Origin of the sequence: Streptomyces sp. NPDC019396, from assembly GCF_040632375.1 — a bacterium.
Classification (GTDB): Bacteria; Actinomycetota; Actinomycetes; order Streptomycetales; family Streptomycetaceae; genus Streptomyces.
Genome location: NZ_JBEYBS010000014.1, coordinates 115,477 through 133,254, shown reverse-complemented (window position 1 = coordinate 133,254; position 17,778 = coordinate 115,477). Strand labels below are relative to the sequence as shown.

The following is a 17,778-nucleotide window of genomic DNA, read 5'->3' as shown; positions in this document are numbered from 1 at the left end:
GCGGACCAGGTCGTGTCAGCCGGGACAGGAGCTAGCTCTCGCGGTTCCTCAGCCACTCAGGGAAGCGGCCGAGCAGGCCCCGGTAGAGCTCGTCGTCGGTCAGCTCGCGGGGGTCGGGGCCGGCGTGGAAGAACCCGGCGTCGTCAACCGACTCGTCCGCGTCCAGCTTGCGCAGGAATTCGAAGCCCTTGGCCTCGTACTCGCCGAAGGCCACGAACTGCCAGAAGAACGGCTTGCCCGCGACCTCCGCCAGGGCCTGCTTGGCGGGCTGCCTGGTGTCCGGGGGACCGTCGGTCTGGAACACCACGAGGGCCGGGACGTCGGCCCCCGTCGACTCCTCGTGCTTCTCGTGGTGCGCCACGACCTCCTCGACGGCCCGGTGGTAGCTGGTGCGGCCCATCCGTCCGAGGCCCGCGTGGAGTTCGTCCACGCGGCCCTCGTACTCGCTGAGCGTCAGCTCGCCGGTGCCGTCGATGTCCGTCGAGAAGAAAACGACGTGGACGGACGCGGCCTCGTCCAGGTGAGCGGCCAGTGCGAGCGTCTGCTCGCCGAGCTGCTGGGCGCTGCCGTCCTTGTAGTACGGCCGCATCGACCCGGACCGGTCGAGCACCAGGTACACCTTGGCCCGCGCCCCGGTGGCGCCGGCGCTCTTGAGCACCGAGCCGGCCGCCTTGTAGGCGCCGAGGAGACCTGCGGCCCGCGATTTGACGCGGGCGAGGGAGAGGGCGGGCTTGCCGGTGGCGGTGTCCTCGGCTGCGGGCGCGACTTCGGCCGTGGGTGCGGCCTCGGCGGCCTTCGCGGCCTGAGGTTCTTCGGCGGCCTCGTCGGCTGCGGGCGCGGCCTCGGGCTCGTCGGCCGCGAGCTCGGCAGCGGTGGCGGCGGGAGCCTCCGCGGACTCCTCGGCGGAGGTGTCCGCGGCGGGAGTGGCGTCGGCGCCGTCCTGGCCGGCCGCTGCTGCCGGTGCCGCTTCGTCGGCCGCGGGTGCGGCCTCGCGCTCCTCGACGATGGTCGCGGGGGCCTCCGCGGACTCCTCGGCGGAGGTGTCCGTCGCGGGAACCGCGTCGCTGCCGTCGCGGTCGGCCTCGGCTGCGGTCGGCTTGGCGCCATCGGCCCGGCTCTGCGGGGTGGCCTGCGCCGGAATCACGGCGTTGGCCGCGGCCGGGTCGGCGCCGGCGGCTTCGCCGGTGACCTCGGCCGGTTCCGCGGGCGCCGCGTCCGCGTCCGCGGTGGACGGCTCGGCGTCCGCGCCGGACTGCGGCGCTGCTTCGGCGGGGCCCCCGTCCTTCACGGCAACGGCGGAGGCCTCGTCCTTCACGGCAACGGCGGAGGGCTCGTCCTTCACGGCAACGGCGGTGTCAGCGCCCGTGGCCGCCTCGGTCGCGGCCCCGCTGCCGGCCGTCGTGGTGGCTGCGCTCGTGGCCTCGTGGGCGTCCGCCGTCACGCGGTCGCTGCCTTCCGCTTCGTTCGCCGTCTCCGCGGTCTCTGCCGTCGCCGCGGCGACGGCGTGCGGGTCGGCCTGCGCCGTTGCTTCGGCGGGGGCCTCGTGGGCCTCATCCGCCGTCGTGGTCCCGGACGTGACGGTCACGTCCGTCTCGCCGGCCGCGTTCGTACCGGCCTCCGCGACGGGAGCGTCCCCGTCGGCCGTCGCGGCCGCGGCACCGGAGACGGCGTCCGCACCCGCAGCGGCCTCCGCGCCCTCCGGCGCGTCCGGTGTCGTACGGGCCGACGGGATCGTCGGGCGCGGCGGCGGGCCGTCGAAGGCCGCCGACACCAGGTCAGCGGCTCGTTCCTCGGGGGTGGCGGGTCCGGCAGGGGCCTCGGCCTGGGGCGGCACGCCGGTCGGGGTTGTCGTCGGGGCGGCCGTGGATGACGGGGACGACAACTCCGTACGCTCGCGTCCAAACACCTTGCGCAGCAAGCTCCGAATGCCCATGGGCGAGGCCTTTCGCGTGAATTGGGGCGATCCATGTCCGGGCCAGGCGCGGCAGCCCGCATCCCTGGCCACGGCGGACACGTAAGGTTAGCCCCCGCCCGATCCGCAAGTGGGCAACCCCCTCCGGTGTCAAGAGCGCCTCGGTCCGTCCCCATTCATCCCCTGTTCACCTCACAGCCGCCCGCGTGAACGCGTGTACGCCTAGCGTCACGGCCGGACACACCGACACGATGTCGGCGCGGCACGCGCCGAAGGGGATTGGGGACGAAGTGCGCAAACTGCTGCCGCTGCTGAACTCGGGTCACGCGGGCGGCCGGTCCGCTCTCACCTGTCGTTACCGCTGTGGTGACGCCTGCTTCCATGAAGTGCCGAACACCAGCGACAACGAGTACGCCGGCGACATCATCGCGGGCGTACTCTCCCGGCGCTCCATGATGCGCACGGCCGCCGTCGTGACCGTCGCCTCCGCCACGGCAGGGGTCGTCGTCGCGCAGGGTGCCACCGAGGCCCACGCGGCCACCACCGGCGCGGCGGCCGAGGTCCGGGGCGGCCACGGTCACGGCTCCGTCTGCGACGGCGCACGCGGTCTCCGCTTCGCACCCGTCGAGCCCAACACCGCCGACCAGGTGACCGTTCCCTCCGGTTACACGCAGAATGTCGTCATCCGCTGGGGTGAACCCATTCTGCGCGGCGCCCCGGCCTTCGACCCCGACCGCCAGACCGCCCGGGCACAAGCCGGTCAGTTCGGCTACAACAACGACTTCCTCAGCCTGCTGCCGCTGCGTGAGCACGGTCGCCAGGTACTCGTGGCCAACCACGAGTACACGGACGAAGTCCTGATGTTCAAGGGCTACGACCCGGCCAACCCCACCCGCGAACAGGCCGAGATCGCCTGGGCGGCGCACGGCCTGTCCGTCGTCGTGGTCCAGGAGGAGCGCAGGAGCGGCAAGCTCACGCCCGTCCTCCGGCACCACCTGAACCGCCGGCTGACCGCGACCTCGGAGTTCCGCCTCACCGGCCCCGCCGCGGGCAGCGACCTGCTCAGGACCTCCGCCGACCCGACCGGCACCAAGGTGCTCGGCACGCTCAACAACTGCGCGGGCGGAACCACCCCCTGGGGCACCACGCTGCACGGCGAGGAGAACTTCAACCAGTACTTCGCCAACGGCTCCAGCGCCACCGACAAGCGCTACGGCATCGGCACCTCCGCCACCGAGCGCAAGTGGGAGCGGTTCGACAGGCGTTTCGACGTCGCCCAGGAGCCCAACGAGCCGCACCGCTTCGGCTGGGTCGTGGAACTCGACCCGTACGATCCGGAATCGACGCCCCGCAAGCGCACCGCACTCGGCCGCTTCAAGCACGAGGCCGCCCAGCCCCGGCTGACCCGCGACGGCCGCCCGGTCGTGTACATGGGCGACGATGAACGCTTCGACTACTTCTACAAGTTCGTCTCGTCGAAGCGGATGAAGAAGGGCGACTCGCGGGCCGCCCACCAGCACAACCTGACCCTGCTCGACGAGGGCACCCTGTACGTCGCCAAGCTCAGCGGCGACAGTCCGGCCGCCGAGATCGACGGCACCGGAAAGCTGCCGAACGACGGTGAGTTCGACGGCACCGGGGTGTGGATCCCGCTGGCCACCGGAGATGTCTCGCACGTCGAAGGCATGACCGCCGAAGAGGTCTACGTCTTCACCCGGCTCGCCGCCGACAAGGTCGGCGCCACCAAGATGGACCGTCCCGAGGACGTCGAGCCCAGCCCCCGTACCGGCCGGGTCTACGTGGCACTCACCAACAACACCGACCGCGGCAAGACGGGCAAGGCCGGCGCGAACGAGGCCAACCCGCGCAACCTCAACAAGCACGGCCAGATCCTGGAAATCGCCGAGCACTGGGACAACCCGGCGGGCGACGGCTTCGCCTGGCGGCTGTTCCTGGTCGCGGGGGACCCGGAGGATTCGGCCACGTACTTCGCGGGCTACCCCAAGGACGAGGTCAGCCCGATCTCCTGCCCGGACAACGTGGCCTTCGACCCCCACGGCAATCTGTGGATCTCCACCGACGGCAATCAGCTCGGCTCGCACGACGGCCTGTTCGGTGTGGCCACGCGGGGCGAGCGCCGAGGCGAGCTGAAGCAGTTCCTCACGGTGCCGAAGGGTGCGGAGACCTGCGGGCCGATCATCCAGGACCGCCGTGTCATCGTCGCCGTGCAGCACCCGGGCGAGGTCGACGGCGCGTCCGTCGAGAAGCCCGCTTCGGTGTGGCCGGACGGACCGGGCAGGATCGTCCGCCCCGCGGTGGTCGCGGTGTACCGCCAGGACGGTCGCGACATCGGCGTGTGATCAGGCTTCTGATCGTGGACCCACGGGCCCGGCAGCTCCTGCCGGGCCCGTGGGCGAAGACGTAGAGTCGGTCGCATGGCTGAGGACGTGGCGACCGGCGGAACGGTACGGGTGGACAGCTGGATCTGGTCCGTACGGCTCACCAAGACCCGCTCGCAGGCGGCGACCGCCTGCCGCGGCGGCCATGTCCGGGTGAACGGCGAGCGGGTCAAGCCCGCGCACACGGTGCAGCCCGGGGACGAGGTGCGGCTGTTCCACGCGGGCCACGAGCGGATCGTGGTGGTCTCCCGGCTGATCCGCAAGCGGGTCGGAGCGCCCGTGGCGGTGCAGTGCTACACGGACAACACCCCGCCGCCCCCGCCGCGCGAGTTCGTGGCCCCGATGGGGGTACGGGACCGCGGTGCGGGCCGCCCGACGAAGCGGGACCGGCGCGAGATGGACCGGCTGCACGGCCGCCAGGACAGCGCTTAGCCCAGCCTCGGCCCGAGGCCTCAGGTACGCGGCGAGGCGATGGCGCGGGCCGCCGTCACCTCGTGCCGGAGCGGCGACAGCACGCTCTGTTCGCAGCCCCTCAGATCGGCCCGCACCTCGTGCAGCTCATCACTGGCGCGGAGCCCCGCCGCCAGCTCCCGCAGCTCGGCGACGACGGCGGCGACCTCGTCGGGGGCCGGGGCGGGGGCGCCGTGGTCCACCCGGACCCGGGCGGCTGTCGTCGCGTCGGCCACCCGCTCCATGGCCACGGCGAGCGGCCACCAGGCGGCGGCGCGGGTGCCGGTCGGCGGAGGCTCGGTGAGGGCGCGCTGGAACTCGCTGCGCACGGCCGACAGGTCACGGTAGAGACGGCGGCGCGAGCGCTCCCGGGCGCCCGGGTCGGCGACGGGGGCGAAGGACAGCTCCACATAGTGCGCCGCGTGGTCGACCGAGTCGGCGAGCCGGTCCCCGACGCGGGTGTGCCAGCTCTCCGGCCACAGCAGATACCCGGCGACCAGTGCGATCGCGCAGCCGATCAGGCTGTCCACCAGGCGGGGCACCAGCAGTCCGGTGCCCTCGTGGTTGAGCAGATCGGACAGCAGCAGGATGGCGGGGGTGATCGCCGCCGTCTGGAAGGCATAGCCCTTGACCGTGAACGCGGGGATCATCGCCGCCAGCACCATCATCACCGGCACGTACCACCAGCCGCGTGGCACCTCCGCCAGCACCGCCGTCGCGACCACGAGCCCCAGCGCCGTGCCCAGCGCGCGCAGCACCGCACGCGAGAACACCGAGCCGAAGTCCGGTTTCAGCACGAAGGTGACCGTGAGCGCCACCCAGTAGGAGCGGTCCAGCGTGACGAGCGAGACCAGGGCCTGGGCGATGCCGATACAGATCGCGAGCCGCAGACCGTAGCGCCAGGAGGCCCCTGACAGCAGCACGCCGCGGGCGGTGCGCCGGGCTCGCACGCCGAGGGCGGCGGGACGGCCCAGGCGATCGAGGCATTCCTCGGTCTGGTACGGATCGACGTCGGCCTGGTGCACTACCACGGCCGCGTGCCGCACGGCGTCGTCCACGGCCCGTTCGGACGGGGTGTGCGGAGGCGGCAGTTCCAGGGCCGGGCCGCCGGTGCGGCGGCCCTGCTCGACGTCGTCCGCGAGGGAGCGTACGGCGGCGGGGACCGCGGGGGGCAGCGGGTGGCCGGCGAGACGCGCGGCCGGGGCGGCTTCGACCACCGGGATCAGGGCGTTGAGCTGGGCGAGCAGCCGTACCAGCGACGGGTTGTGGCCATGGTCGCGGGTACGGCGGGCGAGCACGAGGTCGTACGCGGTGTTGAGCGCGTCGGTCACCGCGTGGCGCCGGGTGTCGTAGGCGTCCTCGTCGGTGTCGTCCGATGACGCCGCGAGCTGGTCGGCGGCGGCCCGGTAGGTCCCGGCCACCGCGGACCGCTCCGGCACCCCGCCGCGCAGCGGCCAGCCGAGCAGGGCGAGCACGAGCACGAACAGACCGCCGACACTCAGCAGCAGCGGCGCCTTCCACCAGGGATCCGGCAGCGGGAGCCCGGCGCCGATCACGGCATCGAGCAGGAGCAGCAGCCCCGAGACTGAGGCGATCGCGCCGATCGAGGAGATCATCCCGGACACCAGCGCGACCAGGGTGAGCACCCCGACGGCGACCCAGCCCCGGTCGTACACCAGAGTGCCGACGGTGACCCCGACCGCGCCCAGCGCCTGGGGTACGGCGATGTTGAAGATGCGCATCCGGTACGCGTCGGCGGTGTCGCCGATCACGCCGGAAAGCGCGCCCATCGCCACCAGCGCCCCGTACGCCACCTGCCCGGTGGCGAAGCCGGCGGCGAGCGGGGCGGACATCGCGATGGACGCGCGTACGACGGCGGCCCACGGGATGGGCGCGGGCTGCGGGCGCAGGCTTCTGACCAGCCAGGGGGGCGGGGACAGCCGCCCGCGGGGCGCCACCATCGCTCAGCCACCGGGAGTTGGGGGTGTCCGGGGTCCGGTCTCAGTGCCGCACCGCGCGGGCGATCTCAGCCGCCGGGGTGCCGGACAGATCGCGGTTGCTGCGTGCGTCGGCGGTCTTGGTGCCGCCTGCCGGCACGTCGTTGATGCTGACGACCACGGCGTCGAGCAGATTGCCGTCGGAGTCCTTGTAGTTGACCTGGATCGTGTAGTCCGCCGTGCTGCTCGAGCTGTTGGTCGCGGTGATCTCGGCGACGGCCCTGCCGTCGTCGTTCTCGGTGGACCCGGCCTTCACATCGCCCTTGGCGTCGAGGCCGCCCTGGATGTCGGACAGCTGCGCGGTGGCGGAGGCGATGAGGTCGCTTGCCTTGGAGGCCGCTGACTTCGGCGTCTCGCCGTTGTCCGACGAGCAGCCGGTGAGCGCCGCGGCGATCAGGGCGGCGGCGATGAATGTGTTGCGGATGAGTGCGTTGCGGGGAACACGGGTGTCGTGGGAATCACGAGTGCCTCGGGACGTTCTCATACGGCCCAGGGTGCGCCCGGCCGGTGCATTCGGCCACTTGGCGCAGCGAGGCGCTCCGTCGGGAGCGCTGTCGGTCGTCTGCGGCGCGCCCTCCTGGGGCGGGACGCGCGGTGACCGCGCCGTTCAGGCCCCGGTGTCGCCTTCCGCTTTGGCGTCCCGGTCCGGCGCGAGCTTCCGCAGTGCGTCGATGAGCAGTTCGACGCCGAACGTGAACTCCGCGTCATGGTCGTTGACCGCGAGAATCGGCGCGACCCTCGCCACCGCGGGGAATCCGGCCTCGGAGAGGTAGGCGGTCCTGGCCTTCTGCACCTCGGCGCGGTCGCGGTCCTGGGAAGGTGATGACGCATGGATCTCCCGCAGCAGCGAGCCGACCTGGAACGAGACGAACAGTCGCAGCACGTGCACGGCTGTGGCCTCGTCGAAGCCGTGGTCGAGCATCATCGCGAGCATGGTGTCGACCGGTGCCAGCGCGGTGGGGGTGGAGAGCTGGCGCATCAGCACCAGTTCACCGGCGCGCGGATGGCGCAGCGCTGCCTGGCGGAAGGCGTGCGAGAGGCTGCGGATTCCGTCCTCCCAGCCGCCGGTCATCCGGGTCGGCATCCGCATCCGGTCCGTGATGTACTCCGTCACGCCGTCGAGGATGTCCGCTTTGCTCTGGACATGGTTGTAGAGCGACATCGCCTGCACTCCGAGCCTGGCCGCGATGCGCCGCATGGACAGACCGTCCACGCCCTCCTCGTCGATGATCACCAGCGCTGCCGCGACGATCCGTTCCCGTGTCAAAGGTTCACGTTGGGGCGGGAGTTCATGTCGAGGTTCCTGCGCCATGGCGGTCGCTCTCTTTCGGGTGGCTACGCGCGGTAACGCTTGACGGCTTACAGCGTAAGTGCTTCTCTCCTGTCTCGTACTTACGCCGTAAGTGGCGCACTCGCGCGCCAGCTCAGCACGGCCACCATCCTCCCCGCGTTCGCCCCTCCCCGCCGACACCTCCCCACCGTCAGCCCCTTAGACGCCGGCTTCCCTGCCCGCCCTGCCTTCCCCGCCGCCCCGCTCCCCAGCACCGCCTTCCAGCCCGGCCCCTCGCCGGGTCTCCCCCTGGCCGCAGGAGACCCACATGTCTGTGCGCACCGCCCTCGTTCCGCAGCGGCGCTCGTCCCTGACCGTGCACCATCTCGACTGCGCACCCATGCGCCCCCTTGGCGGTATCCCCCTTGTCTCGCACTGCCTCCTGATAGCCACCGGCAGTGGCCTCGTACTCGTCGACACCGGCCTCGGCGCCGCCGAGGTGTCGGACCCCCGGCGGCTCGGCGGGCTGTTCCGGCACACGATGCGTCCCGAGCTCGATCTGTCACGCACGGCCGCCCACCAGGTTCGGGCGCTCGGCTACGACCCCTATGACGTGCAGGACATCGTCCTGACCCACCTCGATCTGGACCACGCGGGCGGGCTTGCCGACTTTCCGCACGCCAGGGTGCACGTCATGGCCGACGAGTACCGCTCGGCGATGCGCCGCGACACCCGGCTCGAGGCCAACCGCTACCTCCCGTCCCAGTGGGCGCACGGCGTCGACTGGGTGGTCCACGACACCGCCGACTCGAACTGGTTCGGTTTCCAGGCGTCCCGGGTCATGCGCGCCCCCGACATCCTTCTGGTGCCGCTGCCCGGCCATACGCGCGGCCACTGCGCGGTCGCCGTGCAGCAGCAGAACCACTGGCTGCTGCACGCGGGCGACGCGTACTTCTTCCATGGCGAGATCGACCTCAGGCGCCCGCGCTGCCCCCGCCCGCTGGCCCTGCACCAGCGGATGGGCGCGGACGACCACCGGCTGCGGCTGGAGCAGTTGGAGCGGCTGATCGCGTTGCGCAGGGCGTATCCGCGGCTGATCCGCATCTTCTCGTCGCATGACGCGCAGGAGTTCGACCTGCTGTCGGACCGGATGTAAAGCGGCGCCCTCGTCTCGGCCGTACGGGAGTACGGCCGAGACGAGGGCGTTCGGACTGGTTGCGCTGATCGCGCCTTCAGGGCGGGGTCAGGCGGTCATCGGGGTGCGCGACTTGTCGTGCGCCAGCGCCCAGATCACGAAGACCGAGATCGCCATGGAGACGATCGCCCAGACCGGCTGGTAGGGCAGGAACAGGAACTGCGCGATGATGTTCAGCGATGCCAGCGCGATACCGGCGATCTTGGCCCACTCGGCGTTCTTGAGGATCCCCCAGCCCGTCACGGCGAGGATCACTCCGAGGATCAGATGGATCCAGCCCCAGCCTGTGAGGTTGAAGGAGTAGATGTAGCCGCCGACGCGTGCGTAGACGGTGTCCTCGGCTATCGCGGCTATGCCCTCGATGATGTCGATGATGCCGACGACCGCCAGCAGGACACCGGCGAAGAGCGTGCCGCCGCCCGACCAGGAGTCCTTGGCGGTGCCCGGCCCGGGGTTCCGCGGGGCGGTCTGGTTCTGGGGTGCTGTGTTCTGGCTCATGGCGCCAGCATGCGGCGAATGGGGTAGTTCGGCGACATACAGGGCATTTCGATTGGGCCATTCGAGGGATGCGCCGCTCCACTTGCCACCGCGGCCGTGCGGGTCGACGGTAGGGACGGTAAGGGGAATGCAGAGGGACGGGGGAGGCGGCGGAAGGAGTTCGGCCATGTCCGCACACGCAGCGGTGCCGGCGCGGCACCACCACGGCACTCTCGGATGGGCGCTGCCCCTCACCCTCGGAGTCGTCTACGGCTTCTACACGTCCTTCATGGCGCGTGAGGCGGGCGAGTCCGTCGGCGGGCAGCTGGTGATCGGCTTCGTCTCCGGCGCGGTGTTCGCCGCACTCTGCTTCGTGCTGGGCCGCTACCAGTACGCGCTGCCGCGTGAGCTGCGGGCAGGAGCGTACGCGGCGCTGGTGGGTGTCTCGGTCGGCTACCTGTACAGCCTGAGCGGGCGCAGCATCCTCACCGTGGTGGTGCTGGCCCTGGCGCTGGCGGTCGCCACGCTCATCGTCACGTTCTACTTCTTCCACACGCACGAGGACTGAGGGCACGCGTCCTCCGCGCTTTCCCACGCGGTCGCCGGAGCTGATCCGGCGACCGCGTGGTTGTTATGCGCGAGACATCGTCCTGACGTGTTTCTTGTGGTGGGGTGACGGCATTCGTCCGCTCCTGCCGGCCGCCAGCGGTGAGTTTCCGGGGCGGCGCCGGTCTGTATCCGGGAAGTGTGAGCCATCCGCAGGAGCGACAGAGGAACGACGATGAGTACAGATCTGGCCATCGAGACGACGGACCTGGTGAAGACGTTCGGGGAGAACCGGGCCGTCGACGGCGTCGATCTCCGGGTGCCCGCCGGCACCGTCTACGGCCTGCTCGGGCCCAACGGTGCGGGCAAGACCACCACCGTGAAGGTGCTGGCCACCCTGCTCAGACCCGACGGGGGGCAGGCACGGGTGTTCGGCCGGGACGTGCTGACGGAAGCGGACGCGGTACGCAGCCGGGTCAGCCTCACCGGGCAGTACGCCTCCGTGGACGAGGACCTCACCGGCACCGAGAACCTGCTGCTGCTCGGCAGGCTGCTGGGGCACGGCAAGGCCGCCGCCCGTGAGCGGGCCGCGCAGTTGCTGGAGGCCTTCGGGCTCTCCGAGGCCGCGGGACGCCAGGTGAAGCAGTACTCGGGCGGTATGCGGCGCCGTATCGACATCGCCGCATCCATCCTCAACACCCCGGACCTGCTGTTCCTCGACGAGCCGACCACCGGTCTCGACCCGCGCAGCCGCAACCAGGTGTGGGACATCGTCAGGGCCGTCGTGTCGCAGGGCACCACGGTGCTGCTGACCACGCAGTATCTGGACGAGGCCGACCAACTCGCTTCCCGGATCGCCGTGATCGACCACGGCAGGGTGATCGCCGAGGGCACCAAGGGCGAGCTCAAGGCGTCCGTCGGCTCCGGCGCCGTCCATCTGCGGCTGCGCGACGCCGACCAGCGCCCGGAGGCCGAGCGCATCCTCGCCCTGGTGCTCGCCGCCCCCGTGCAGCTCGACCCCGACCCGCTCGCCCTCACGGCCAGGCTGGACGGACACGGTACGGAGCAGGGCGCGCAGGAGCAGGCCGCCCGTGCGCTGTCCGAGCTGGCCGGGGCGGGCATCACCGTCGACACCTTCGCGCTGGGACAGCCCAGCCTGGACGAGGTCTTCCTCGCCCTCACCGGGGCCGGTACGAGCACCGGGACCGACACCAGCACCGAGACCGTCCGCAAGGAGGCCGTCGCATGAGCACCGTCGCTACCAAGGACTCCGACGCCATCGCTTTCGCCGCCCTCAGGACCGAGGACCTGGCCGCCCTACTCGTCGCGAAGGAGCGGCCCCCGCGGCCCAGCGCCCTCTCGGCCTCGCTCACCTTCGGCTGGCGGGCCATGCTCAAGATCAAGCACGTCCCTGAGCAGCTCTTCGACGTCACCGCCTTCCCGATCATGATGGTGCTGATGTACACGTACCTCTTCGGAGGGGCGCTGGCCGGTTCGGCCGACGCGTACATCCAGTTCCTGCTGCCCGGGATCCTGGTGATGAGCGTCGTGATGATCACGATGTACACCGGGGTCGCGGTGAACACCGACATCGAGAAGGGTGTCTTCGACCGCTTCCGCACCCTGCCGATCTGGCGGCCGGCCCCGATGGTGGGCTATCTGCTGGGCGATCTCGTCCGCTACTTCATCGCCTCGGTGGTGATGCTCAGTGTCGGCATGCTCATCGGCTACCGGCCGGACGGCGGGGCGATCGGCGTGCTGGCCGGTGTCGGGCTGCTGATGGTGTTCTCGTTCGCCTTCTCCTGGATCTGGACGATGTTCGGGCTGCTGCTGCGCACCGAGAAGTCGGTGATGGGCGTCAGCATGATGGTGATCTTCCCGCTGACCTTCCTCAGCAATGTCTTCGTCGATCCGCGGACCATGCCGGGCTGGTTGCAGGCGTTCGTCAACAACAGCCCGGTCACGCATCTCGCGACCGCCGTGCGGGAGCTGATGGCGGGTGGGTGGCCGGCCGCGGACATCGGCTGGACGCTGGGGTGGTCGGCGGTGTTCGTGATCGTGTTCGGTGCGGTCACGATGCGTCTGTACAACCGCAAATAGGCGCTGCGTACTGGCTTCTGCCGCGTGCGCTCAGTCGAAGCGCAGACCGGCGAGCTGCCGCTCGAACTCCGTCGGCTCGTCGTCCTCTTCCGTTTCCGGGTCGCGGGCCGGCCGGGCCGCCATCAGCCCGGCCAGCTCCCCGCCCGCCCGCCGGATCCGGGCGGGCAGCCCCTCGGTGCACTCGTCCCGGCCCGATCCCCAGTCCTCCGACGCCGCGTACACCGCGGTCGGTACGACCACGGCCCGCAGATAGGCGAACAGCGGGCGCAGGGCGTGGTCGAGCACCAGCGAGTGGCGGGCCGTGCCACCGGTGGCCCCGATCAGCACGGACTTCCCGGTCAGGGCGGTCGGTTCGACCAGATCGAAGAACGACTTGAACAGACCGCTGTACGAAGCCGTGAACACCGGCGTGACGGCGATCAGCCCGTCCGCCGCCGTCACCGCGTCGATCGCCGCCGCCAGCGGGAGCGACGGAAACCCGGTGACCAGGTTGCCGGCGATGGCGACGGCAAGATCACGCAGCTCGACGATCTCGACCTCGGCCTTGCGGTCCTGCTCCGCCAGCTCGCTCCGTGCGGCCTCGGCCAGCCGGTCGGCGAGCAGCCGGGTCGACGAGGGGCTGCTCAGTCCGGCCGATACGGCGACGAGTCTCAGCTGCTGCGACTCCATGGTCAGGCCTCCTCGGCGGGGGCGGTGGTACGCCGGGCGGCGACTGCCGGGTGGAGCGGTGCGTCCGGCACCCCGGCGGGCCTCAGGTTCGCGAACTCCTTGCGCAGCACCGGGACTACCTCCTCGCCGAGGATGTCGAGCTGCTCCAGCACGGTCCCGAGCGGCAACCCGGCGTGGTCCATCAGGAACAGCTGGCGCTGGTAGTCGCCCACCGCTTCCCGGAAGCCCAGGGTCCGCTCGATGACCTGCTGCGGGGAGCCCACGGTCAGCGGTGTCTGCTCGGTGAACTCCTCCAGCGACGGCCCGTGCCCGTAGACCGGCGCGTTGTCGAAGTACGGGCGGAACTCCCGTACCGCGTCCTGCGAGTTCTTCCGCATGAACACCTGCCCGCCGAGTCCGACCACGGCCTGCTCGGGTGTGCCGTGCCCGTAGTGAGCGAACCGCTTCCGGTAGAGCGCGACCATGCGCTGGGTGTGCTCCATGGGCCAGAAGATGTTGTTGTGGAAGAAGCCGTCGCCGTAGTACGCGGCCTGCTCGGCGATCTCCGGCGAGCGGATGGACCCGTGCCAGACGAACGGCGGGACACCGTCCAGCGGGCGCGGGGTGGAGGTGAAGCCCTGGAGCGGGCTGCGGAACCGCCCCTCCCAGTCCACGACGTCCTCCCTCCACAGCTTGTGGAGAAGCGCGTAGTTCTCGATGGCGAGCGGGATGCCCTGCCGGATGTCCTGCCCGAACCAGGGGTAGACCGGCCCGGTGTTGCCCCGTCCCATCATCAGGTCGACGCGACCGTCGGCCAGGTGCTGGAGGTAGGCGTAGTCCTCGGCGATCTTCACCGGGTCGTTGGTGGTGATCAGCGTCGTGGACGTGGACAGGAGCAGGTTCTCGGTGCGCGCCGCGATGTGACCCAGCAGTGTGGTGGGCGAGGACGGGACGAACGGCGGGTTGTGGTGCTCACCCGTCGCGAACACATCGAGTCCGACCTCCTCGGCCTTCAGTGCGATGGCGACCGTCGCCTTGATCCGCTCGTGCTCGCTCGGGGTGCGGCCGTTGGTGGGATCGGTGGTGACATCACCGACGGTGAAGATCCCGAACTGCATCGCGCTCGCCTCCAGGGGGCCGGTTGGTTGAATCTTAAACTGTCATGGAGAACGGAGGGAGCCCTGGTTCTATTCCGCCGTACTCTGGAGCGCGTCCCGTCAGCCGCCGGAGCAGCCCGAGGAACCCCCTATGAACGACATCGAGCGCTGGAAGGAGCGCGGTGTCGCCCTGCGCGTCTTCGTCTACGTCTTCGCGACGCACCTCTTCGCGGGGTTCGTGTGGATCCTCTTCTACGTGGGAGAACACGCGAAGAAGTGAGCGCGCGCAGACCTGCGGCCCGCCGGTGTCCAGCTCCGGATCACAGGGCGCGGGCGGTCGCGGCGCGGTCCAGGGGCTCGATGACCCCTGCGACGGTCCGGGCACGGCCGTCCCGCTCCCGGATGCGGGCGGGAACACCCGTACGGAGCCACGGACCCCCGGAACAGTAGAGTCCCGTCCGTGAGCCCAGACCCCCGCCCCCACCTGCACCGGCCCCCTGCCGCCACCGTCACGGTCGCCGGGATCGGCGCCGACGGGTGGGGCGGGCTTCCCGAGGCGACCCGCGCCGCGCTGCGCGACGCCGAGGTCCTCGTCGGCGGCGACCGCCAGCTCGCGCTGCTGCCCGCCGAGTGCGGCGGCGAACGTGTGCCGTGGCCCTCGCCGCTGCGTCCCGCCGTGCCCGGGCTGCTCGCCGCGCACGCCGGGCGCCGGATCGCGGTGCTCGCCAGCGGCGACCCGATGTTCTACGGGATCGGCCGGGCGCTCGCCGATGAGCTCGGCGCGCGGGCCCTGCGCGTGCTGCCGCACCCGTCGTCCGTGTCCTACGCCTGCGCCCGGCTCGGCTGGCCGCTGGAGGACACCGAGACCGTGACCCTGGTCGGCCGGCCCCTGGCCTCGCTCGCCGCCGCCCTGCACGACGGGGGGCGGCTGCTGGTGCTCAGCGCGGGGGCCGCGACGCCCGCGGAGGTCGCCGGGCTGCTGCGCGACCGGGGCTACGGACCCAGCCGGATGCGGGTCCTGGAACAGCTCGGGTCCGCGCGCGAGTCCGAGGTCGGCGGCACGGCCGCCGAGTGGGAGCATCCCGCGGGCGACCCGCTCAACATCGTGGCGGTCGAATGTGTACGCGCCCCCGGCGCACTGCGGCTGTCCGCCGTGCCCGGGCTGCCGGACGAGGCGTACGAGAACGACGGGCAGCTGACCAAGCGCCATGTCCGCGCCGCGACCCTGGCGGCGCTCGCGCCCGCGCCCGGGGAACTGCTGTGGGACATCGGCGGCGGCTCCGGTTCGATCGCCATCGAATGGATGCGCACCCACCGGGGCTGCCGGGCGATCACGGTCGAGCGGGACCCGGCACGCGCCGCCCGGATCGGCCGCAACGCCGAGGCCCTCGGCGTGCCCGGGCTGCGGGTCGTCACCGCAGCCGCACCCAGCGGCCTCGCCGAACTCCCCACTCCGGACGCGGTCTTCATCGGCGGCGGGCTCACCGCGCCCGGGCTCCTGGACGCCTGCTGGGACGCTCTCCCCGCCGGCGGCAGGCTCGTCGCCAACACCGTGACGCTGGAGTCCGAGGCGCTGCTGGCCGACTGGTACCGGCGCCACGGGGGCGAGCTGGTGCGGCTCGCCGTGGCGCACGCCGTGCCCGTCGGCACCTTCACCGGCTGGCGCCAGGCGATGCCGGTCACCCAGTGGTCCGTCACCGTCACCAAGCCAGGAGTTGAACCCTCATGACCGTCCACTTCATCGGCGCGGGGCCCGGCGCCGCCGACCTGATCACGGTCCGCGGGGCCCGGACGCTCGCCTCGAGCCGGGTCTGCCTGTACGCCGGCTCCCTCGTCCCCCGCGAACTGCTGGCCGAGTGCCCCCCGGACGCCCGCCTCGTCGACACCGCCCAGCTCGACCTGGACCAGATCATCGCCGAGATCGTCCGCGCCCACGAGGACGGCCACGACGTGGCCCGGCTGCACTCCGGCGACCCCTCGGTCTTCAGCGCCGTCGCGGAACAGATGCGCCGGCTCGACGCGCTGGGCATCCCGTACGACGTCGTCCCGGGCGTCCCCGCGTTCGCCGCCGCCGCTGCCGCGCTGAAGCGGGAGCTGACCGTCCCGACGGTCGGCCAGACCGTCGTCCTGACCCGCATCGCCCAGCAGGCGACCCCCATGCCCCCCGGTGAGGACCTCCCCACCCTCGCCCGCAGCGGCGCCCTCCTCGTACTGCACCTCGCGGCCCGCTACGTCGACCGCGTCGTGTCCGAGCTGCTGCCGCACTACGGCCAGGACTGTCCCGCTGCGGTCGTCGCGATGGCGAGCCGTCCCGACGAGGTGGTGTTGCGGGGCACTCTCGAGGACATCGCCGAGCAGACGAAGGCGGCCGGCATCACCAGGACAGCGGTGATCATCGTGGGCCGCACGCTGGGGGCTTCGCAGTTCCGGGACAGTCATCTGTACGACCCGGCCCGCGAACGCCACGCCTGCTGACGGTTCCTCCCGGTGCCGGCGTGCTCCGGGACAACTGGCGGTACGGCAGGGAGAAGCCGCAAGGTCCCTGGTCAGTCAGCGTGGATCCGGTCAGCGGACGCCAACTGCCGTTCGTCGGATTCGGCTTGCTCCGCGGTGCTCATCATTCGCCAGTGGGCGTGATGGCGAGCCGTGGCATCGTCAACCGGTGCCACTGGTTCACGGGTTCGCCGACCGGTGGCCCAGGCGACCAGGAAACCCGCTTGGGTCAGCAAGAGCGCAGCGGCGAGGTATGTCACGTGCGACCTGTCCGCGAGTGAACGGAATGTATTCAGCGAACTCATTCCAACAGGTGGGCCGGGCAGACGCCTGAGTAGTGGCTACTCGTCACCGGCCTCGGCCCCGGCAGCCGTGAGGCGGGCGTCGGGGCCGCTCCGGGCAGGCCCGAACAGCTGAGCCCGTCGGGTGCCCGGGACGGACGCTCCGGACGACGGCACCGGGTGCGGCACACACCGCGAGGCCCGCCCACCCCACGGCCCGCACTTCCGGGAGGGACCGGCTCAGGAGAGGTCCGCGAGCAGGAAACCCGCGACGGTCAGGGCCAGCGCCGGGACGGCGAACACCGGCAGCGACAGCAGCGGGGCGAAGCCGATGAGGGTCTCCGGGATGCGGCGGCCTGCCTTGAGGCCGCTGCGTGGGCGCTGCATTTCCGCGTCCAGGCCAAGGCGCTCCACGGCGCGCCCGGACACCCTCACGCCCGCGTCGGCGGAGGTGTGGAGCAGCGCTCGGCGTACGGCCGCGTCGGCGGTGTCACCCCCGCCCCGGAGTTTGCTGAGGATGACGCGCACGCCGTGGGCGTCGGTGAGGATCAGCCGATCGTCGGTGGGGCCTTGGGACACCACCTCGACCCGGCCGACTCTGGTGAGCCGGGCGAGATCGACGGTGCGCCGGCCGGTGAGGGTGCGCACGGTCAGCAGGGTGCCGTCGTGGACCTGCGCGTGCCAGCCGACGTGCGCGTAGAACAGCACCAGAAGGCCGAGAAGGTGCGATACGAGGTTGAGGAAGACGAATCCGTCGTCGATGAGCCGCGCTCGCACCAACAGGCCCGAGGCCAGCAGGATCCCGGGCGGCAGCAGGGCCGCCACGAGGTCGGCGACCCTTCGCCCGGTGCGCCCTTGGCCGGCGGAGATCGCGGTGCTCATGGCGTCGCACGCTATCGCGTAGGGTCGCGGG

At 71.5% G+C, this 17,778-nt stretch carries 16 protein-coding genes and 1 pseudogene; 9 read left to right on the top strand and 8 right to left on the bottom strand.

Annotation, left to right across the window (positions count from 1 at the left end; genetic code table 11):
* Positions 1-31 precede the first annotated feature (31 nt).
* On the bottom strand, positions 32-1,933 hold the full coding sequence (locus tag ABZ532_RS18365; RefSeq protein WP_361284057.1) for a VWA domain-containing protein: 1,902 nt from the start codon (positions 1,931-1,933) through the stop codon (positions 32-34).
* Between the two features lie 269 nt (positions 1,934-2,202).
* On the opposite strand from ABZ532_RS18365, the gene ABZ532_RS18360 reads away from it, so the two are divergent.
* Together ABZ532_RS18360 and ABZ532_RS18355 are read left to right on the top strand one after the other, a co-directional pair.
* Positions 2,203-4,272, top strand: a complete 2,070-nt coding sequence (locus ABZ532_RS18360) for a PhoX family protein (protein WP_361284054.1) — start codon at positions 2,203-2,205, stop codon at positions 4,270-4,272.
* A 93-nt stretch (positions 4,273-4,365) separates the two neighbouring features.
* Positions 4,366-4,743, top strand: a pseudogene (locus ABZ532_RS18355) (RNA-binding S4 domain-containing protein); the annotation flags it as partial.
* A 20-nt stretch (positions 4,744-4,763) separates the two neighbouring features.
* Here ABZ532_RS18355 and ABZ532_RS18350 read toward each other — a convergent pair.
* The 3 genes from ABZ532_RS18350 to ABZ532_RS18340 form a co-directional block, all read right to left on the bottom strand.
* Positions 4,764-6,722: an FUSC family protein gene (locus ABZ532_RS18350; RefSeq protein ID WP_361284051.1), complete on the bottom strand. Its 1,959-nt coding sequence runs from the start codon at positions 6,720-6,722 to the stop codon at positions 4,764-4,766.
* A gap of 40 nt (positions 6,723-6,762) precedes the next feature.
* Positions 6,763-7,242, bottom strand: coding sequence for a hypothetical protein (locus ABZ532_RS18345; RefSeq protein ID WP_361284048.1), 480 nt, complete (start codon positions 7,240-7,242; stop codon positions 6,763-6,765).
* A gap of 123 nt (positions 7,243-7,365) precedes the next feature.
* Positions 7,366-8,025, bottom strand: a complete 660-nt coding sequence (locus tag ABZ532_RS18340; protein WP_361284045.1) for a TetR/AcrR family transcriptional regulator C-terminal domain-containing protein — start codon at positions 8,023-8,025, stop codon at positions 7,366-7,368.
* Positions 8,026-8,356: 331 nt separating this feature from the next.
* On the opposite strand from ABZ532_RS18340, the gene ABZ532_RS18335 reads away from it, so the two are divergent.
* Positions 8,357-9,184, top strand: a complete 828-nt coding sequence (locus tag ABZ532_RS18335) for an MBL fold metallo-hydrolase (protein ID WP_361284042.1) — start codon at positions 8,357-8,359, stop codon at positions 9,182-9,184.
* 87 nt (positions 9,185-9,271) lie between these two features.
* On the opposite strand, the gene ABZ532_RS18330 is transcribed toward ABZ532_RS18335, so the two are convergent.
* On the bottom strand, positions 9,272-9,721 hold the full coding sequence (locus tag ABZ532_RS18330; protein ID WP_361284039.1) for a hypothetical protein: 450 nt from the start codon (positions 9,719-9,721) through the stop codon (positions 9,272-9,274).
* A gap of 166 nt (positions 9,722-9,887) precedes the next feature.
* Between ABZ532_RS18330 and ABZ532_RS18325 the strand changes: the two genes are divergently transcribed.
* From ABZ532_RS18325 to ABZ532_RS18315, 3 genes are all read left to right on the top strand, one after another.
* A complete protein-coding gene (locus tag ABZ532_RS18325) occupies positions 9,888-10,268 on the top strand; it encodes a hypothetical protein (protein ID WP_361284036.1) in 381 nt (126 codons plus the stop codon).
* 213 nt (positions 10,269-10,481) lie between these two features.
* Positions 10,482-11,495 carry an ATP-binding cassette domain-containing protein gene (locus tag ABZ532_RS18320; RefSeq protein ID WP_361284033.1) on the top strand — a complete coding sequence of 338 codons (1,014 nt, stop codon included), beginning with the start codon at positions 10,482-10,484 and terminating at the stop codon, positions 11,493-11,495.
* On the top strand, positions 11,492-12,346 hold the full coding sequence (locus tag ABZ532_RS18315) for an ABC transporter permease (RefSeq protein ID WP_361284029.1): 855 nt from the start codon (positions 11,492-11,494) through the stop codon (positions 12,344-12,346). Before ABZ532_RS18320 ends, ABZ532_RS18315 begins: the two co-directional genes overlap by 4 nt.
* A 30-nt stretch (positions 12,347-12,376) precedes the next feature.
* Here the strand turns inward: ABZ532_RS18315 and ABZ532_RS18310 are convergent, their stop codons facing one another.
* Both ABZ532_RS18310 and ABZ532_RS18305 read right to left on the bottom strand, forming a co-directional pair.
* Positions 12,377-13,015 carry an FMN reductase gene (locus ABZ532_RS18310; protein WP_361284026.1) on the bottom strand — a complete coding sequence of 213 codons (639 nt, stop codon included), beginning with the start codon at positions 13,013-13,015 and terminating at the stop codon, positions 12,377-12,379.
* Between the two features lie 2 nt (positions 13,016-13,017).
* Entirely contained in the window at positions 13,018-14,112 is a 1,095-nt protein-coding gene (locus tag ABZ532_RS18305; protein WP_361284023.1) for an LLM class flavin-dependent oxidoreductase, read from the bottom strand.
* Positions 14,113-14,242: 130 nt separating this feature from the next.
* On the opposite strand from ABZ532_RS18305, the gene ABZ532_RS18300 reads away from it, so the two are divergent.
* From ABZ532_RS18300 to cobM, 3 genes are all read left to right on the top strand, one after another.
* Positions 14,243-14,371: a DUF6126 family protein gene (locus ABZ532_RS18300; protein WP_361284020.1), complete on the top strand. Its 129-nt coding sequence runs from the start codon at positions 14,243-14,245 to the stop codon at positions 14,369-14,371.
* A gap of 180 nt (positions 14,372-14,551) precedes the next feature.
* Complete coding sequence (gene cbiE, locus ABZ532_RS18295) at positions 14,552-15,820, top strand: precorrin-6y C5,15-methyltransferase (decarboxylating) subunit CbiE (RefSeq protein WP_361284017.1); 1,269 nt, start codon at positions 14,552-14,554, stop codon at positions 15,818-15,820.
* Positions 15,817-16,566 carry a precorrin-4 C(11)-methyltransferase gene (gene cobM / locus ABZ532_RS18290; protein WP_361284014.1) on the top strand — a complete coding sequence of 250 codons (750 nt, stop codon included), beginning with the start codon at positions 15,817-15,819 and terminating at the stop codon, positions 16,564-16,566. Before cbiE ends, cobM begins: the two co-directional genes overlap by 4 nt.
* Before the next feature lie 539 nt (positions 16,567-17,105).
* Here cobM and ABZ532_RS18285 read toward each other — a convergent pair.
* Positions 17,106-17,747, bottom strand: coding sequence for a hypothetical protein (locus tag ABZ532_RS18285; RefSeq protein ID WP_361284011.1), 642 nt, complete (start codon positions 17,745-17,747; stop codon positions 17,106-17,108).
* Positions 17,748-17,778: the final 31 nt, after the last annotated feature.

Coding starts and splice junctions, on each gene's coding strand:
- ABZ532_RS18365 (WP_361284057.1), bottom strand. CDS start 1,933: ATGGGCATTCGGAGCTTGCTGCGCAAGGTGTTTGGACGCGAGCGTACG.
- ABZ532_RS18350 (WP_361284051.1), bottom strand. CDS start 6,722: ATGGTGGCGCCCCGCGGGCGGCTGTCCCCGCCCCCCTGGCTGGTCAGA.
- ABZ532_RS18345 (WP_361284048.1), bottom strand. CDS start 7,242: ATGAGAACGTCCCGAGGCACTCGTGATTCCCACGACACCCGTGTTCCC.
- ABZ532_RS18335 (WP_361284042.1), top strand. CDS start 8,357: ATGTCTGTGCGCACCGCCCTCGTTCCGCAGCGGCGCTCGTCCCTGACC.
- ABZ532_RS18330 (WP_361284039.1), bottom strand. CDS start 9,721: ATGAGCCAGAACACAGCACCCCAGAACCAGACCGCCCCGCGGAACCCC.
- ABZ532_RS18325 (WP_361284036.1), top strand. CDS start 9,888: ATGTCCGCACACGCAGCGGTGCCGGCGCGGCACCACCACGGCACTCTC.
- ABZ532_RS18320 (WP_361284033.1), top strand. CDS start 10,482: ATGAGTACAGATCTGGCCATCGAGACGACGGACCTGGTGAAGACGTTC.
- ABZ532_RS18315 (WP_361284029.1), top strand. CDS start 11,492: ATGAGCACCGTCGCTACCAAGGACTCCGACGCCATCGCTTTCGCCGCC.
- ABZ532_RS18310 (WP_361284026.1), bottom strand. CDS start 13,015: ATGGAGTCGCAGCAGCTGAGACTCGTCGCCGTATCGGCCGGACTGAGC.
- ABZ532_RS18305 (WP_361284023.1), bottom strand. CDS start 14,112: ATGCAGTTCGGGATCTTCACCGTCGGTGATGTCACCACCGATCCCACC.
- ABZ532_RS18300 (WP_361284020.1), top strand. CDS start 14,243: ATGAACGACATCGAGCGCTGGAAGGAGCGCGGTGTCGCCCTGCGCGTC.
- cobM (WP_361284014.1), top strand. CDS start 15,817: ATGACCGTCCACTTCATCGGCGCGGGGCCCGGCGCCGCCGACCTGATC.
- ABZ532_RS18285 (WP_361284011.1), bottom strand. CDS start 17,747: ATGAGCACCGCGATCTCCGCCGGCCAAGGGCGCACCGGGCGAAGGGTC.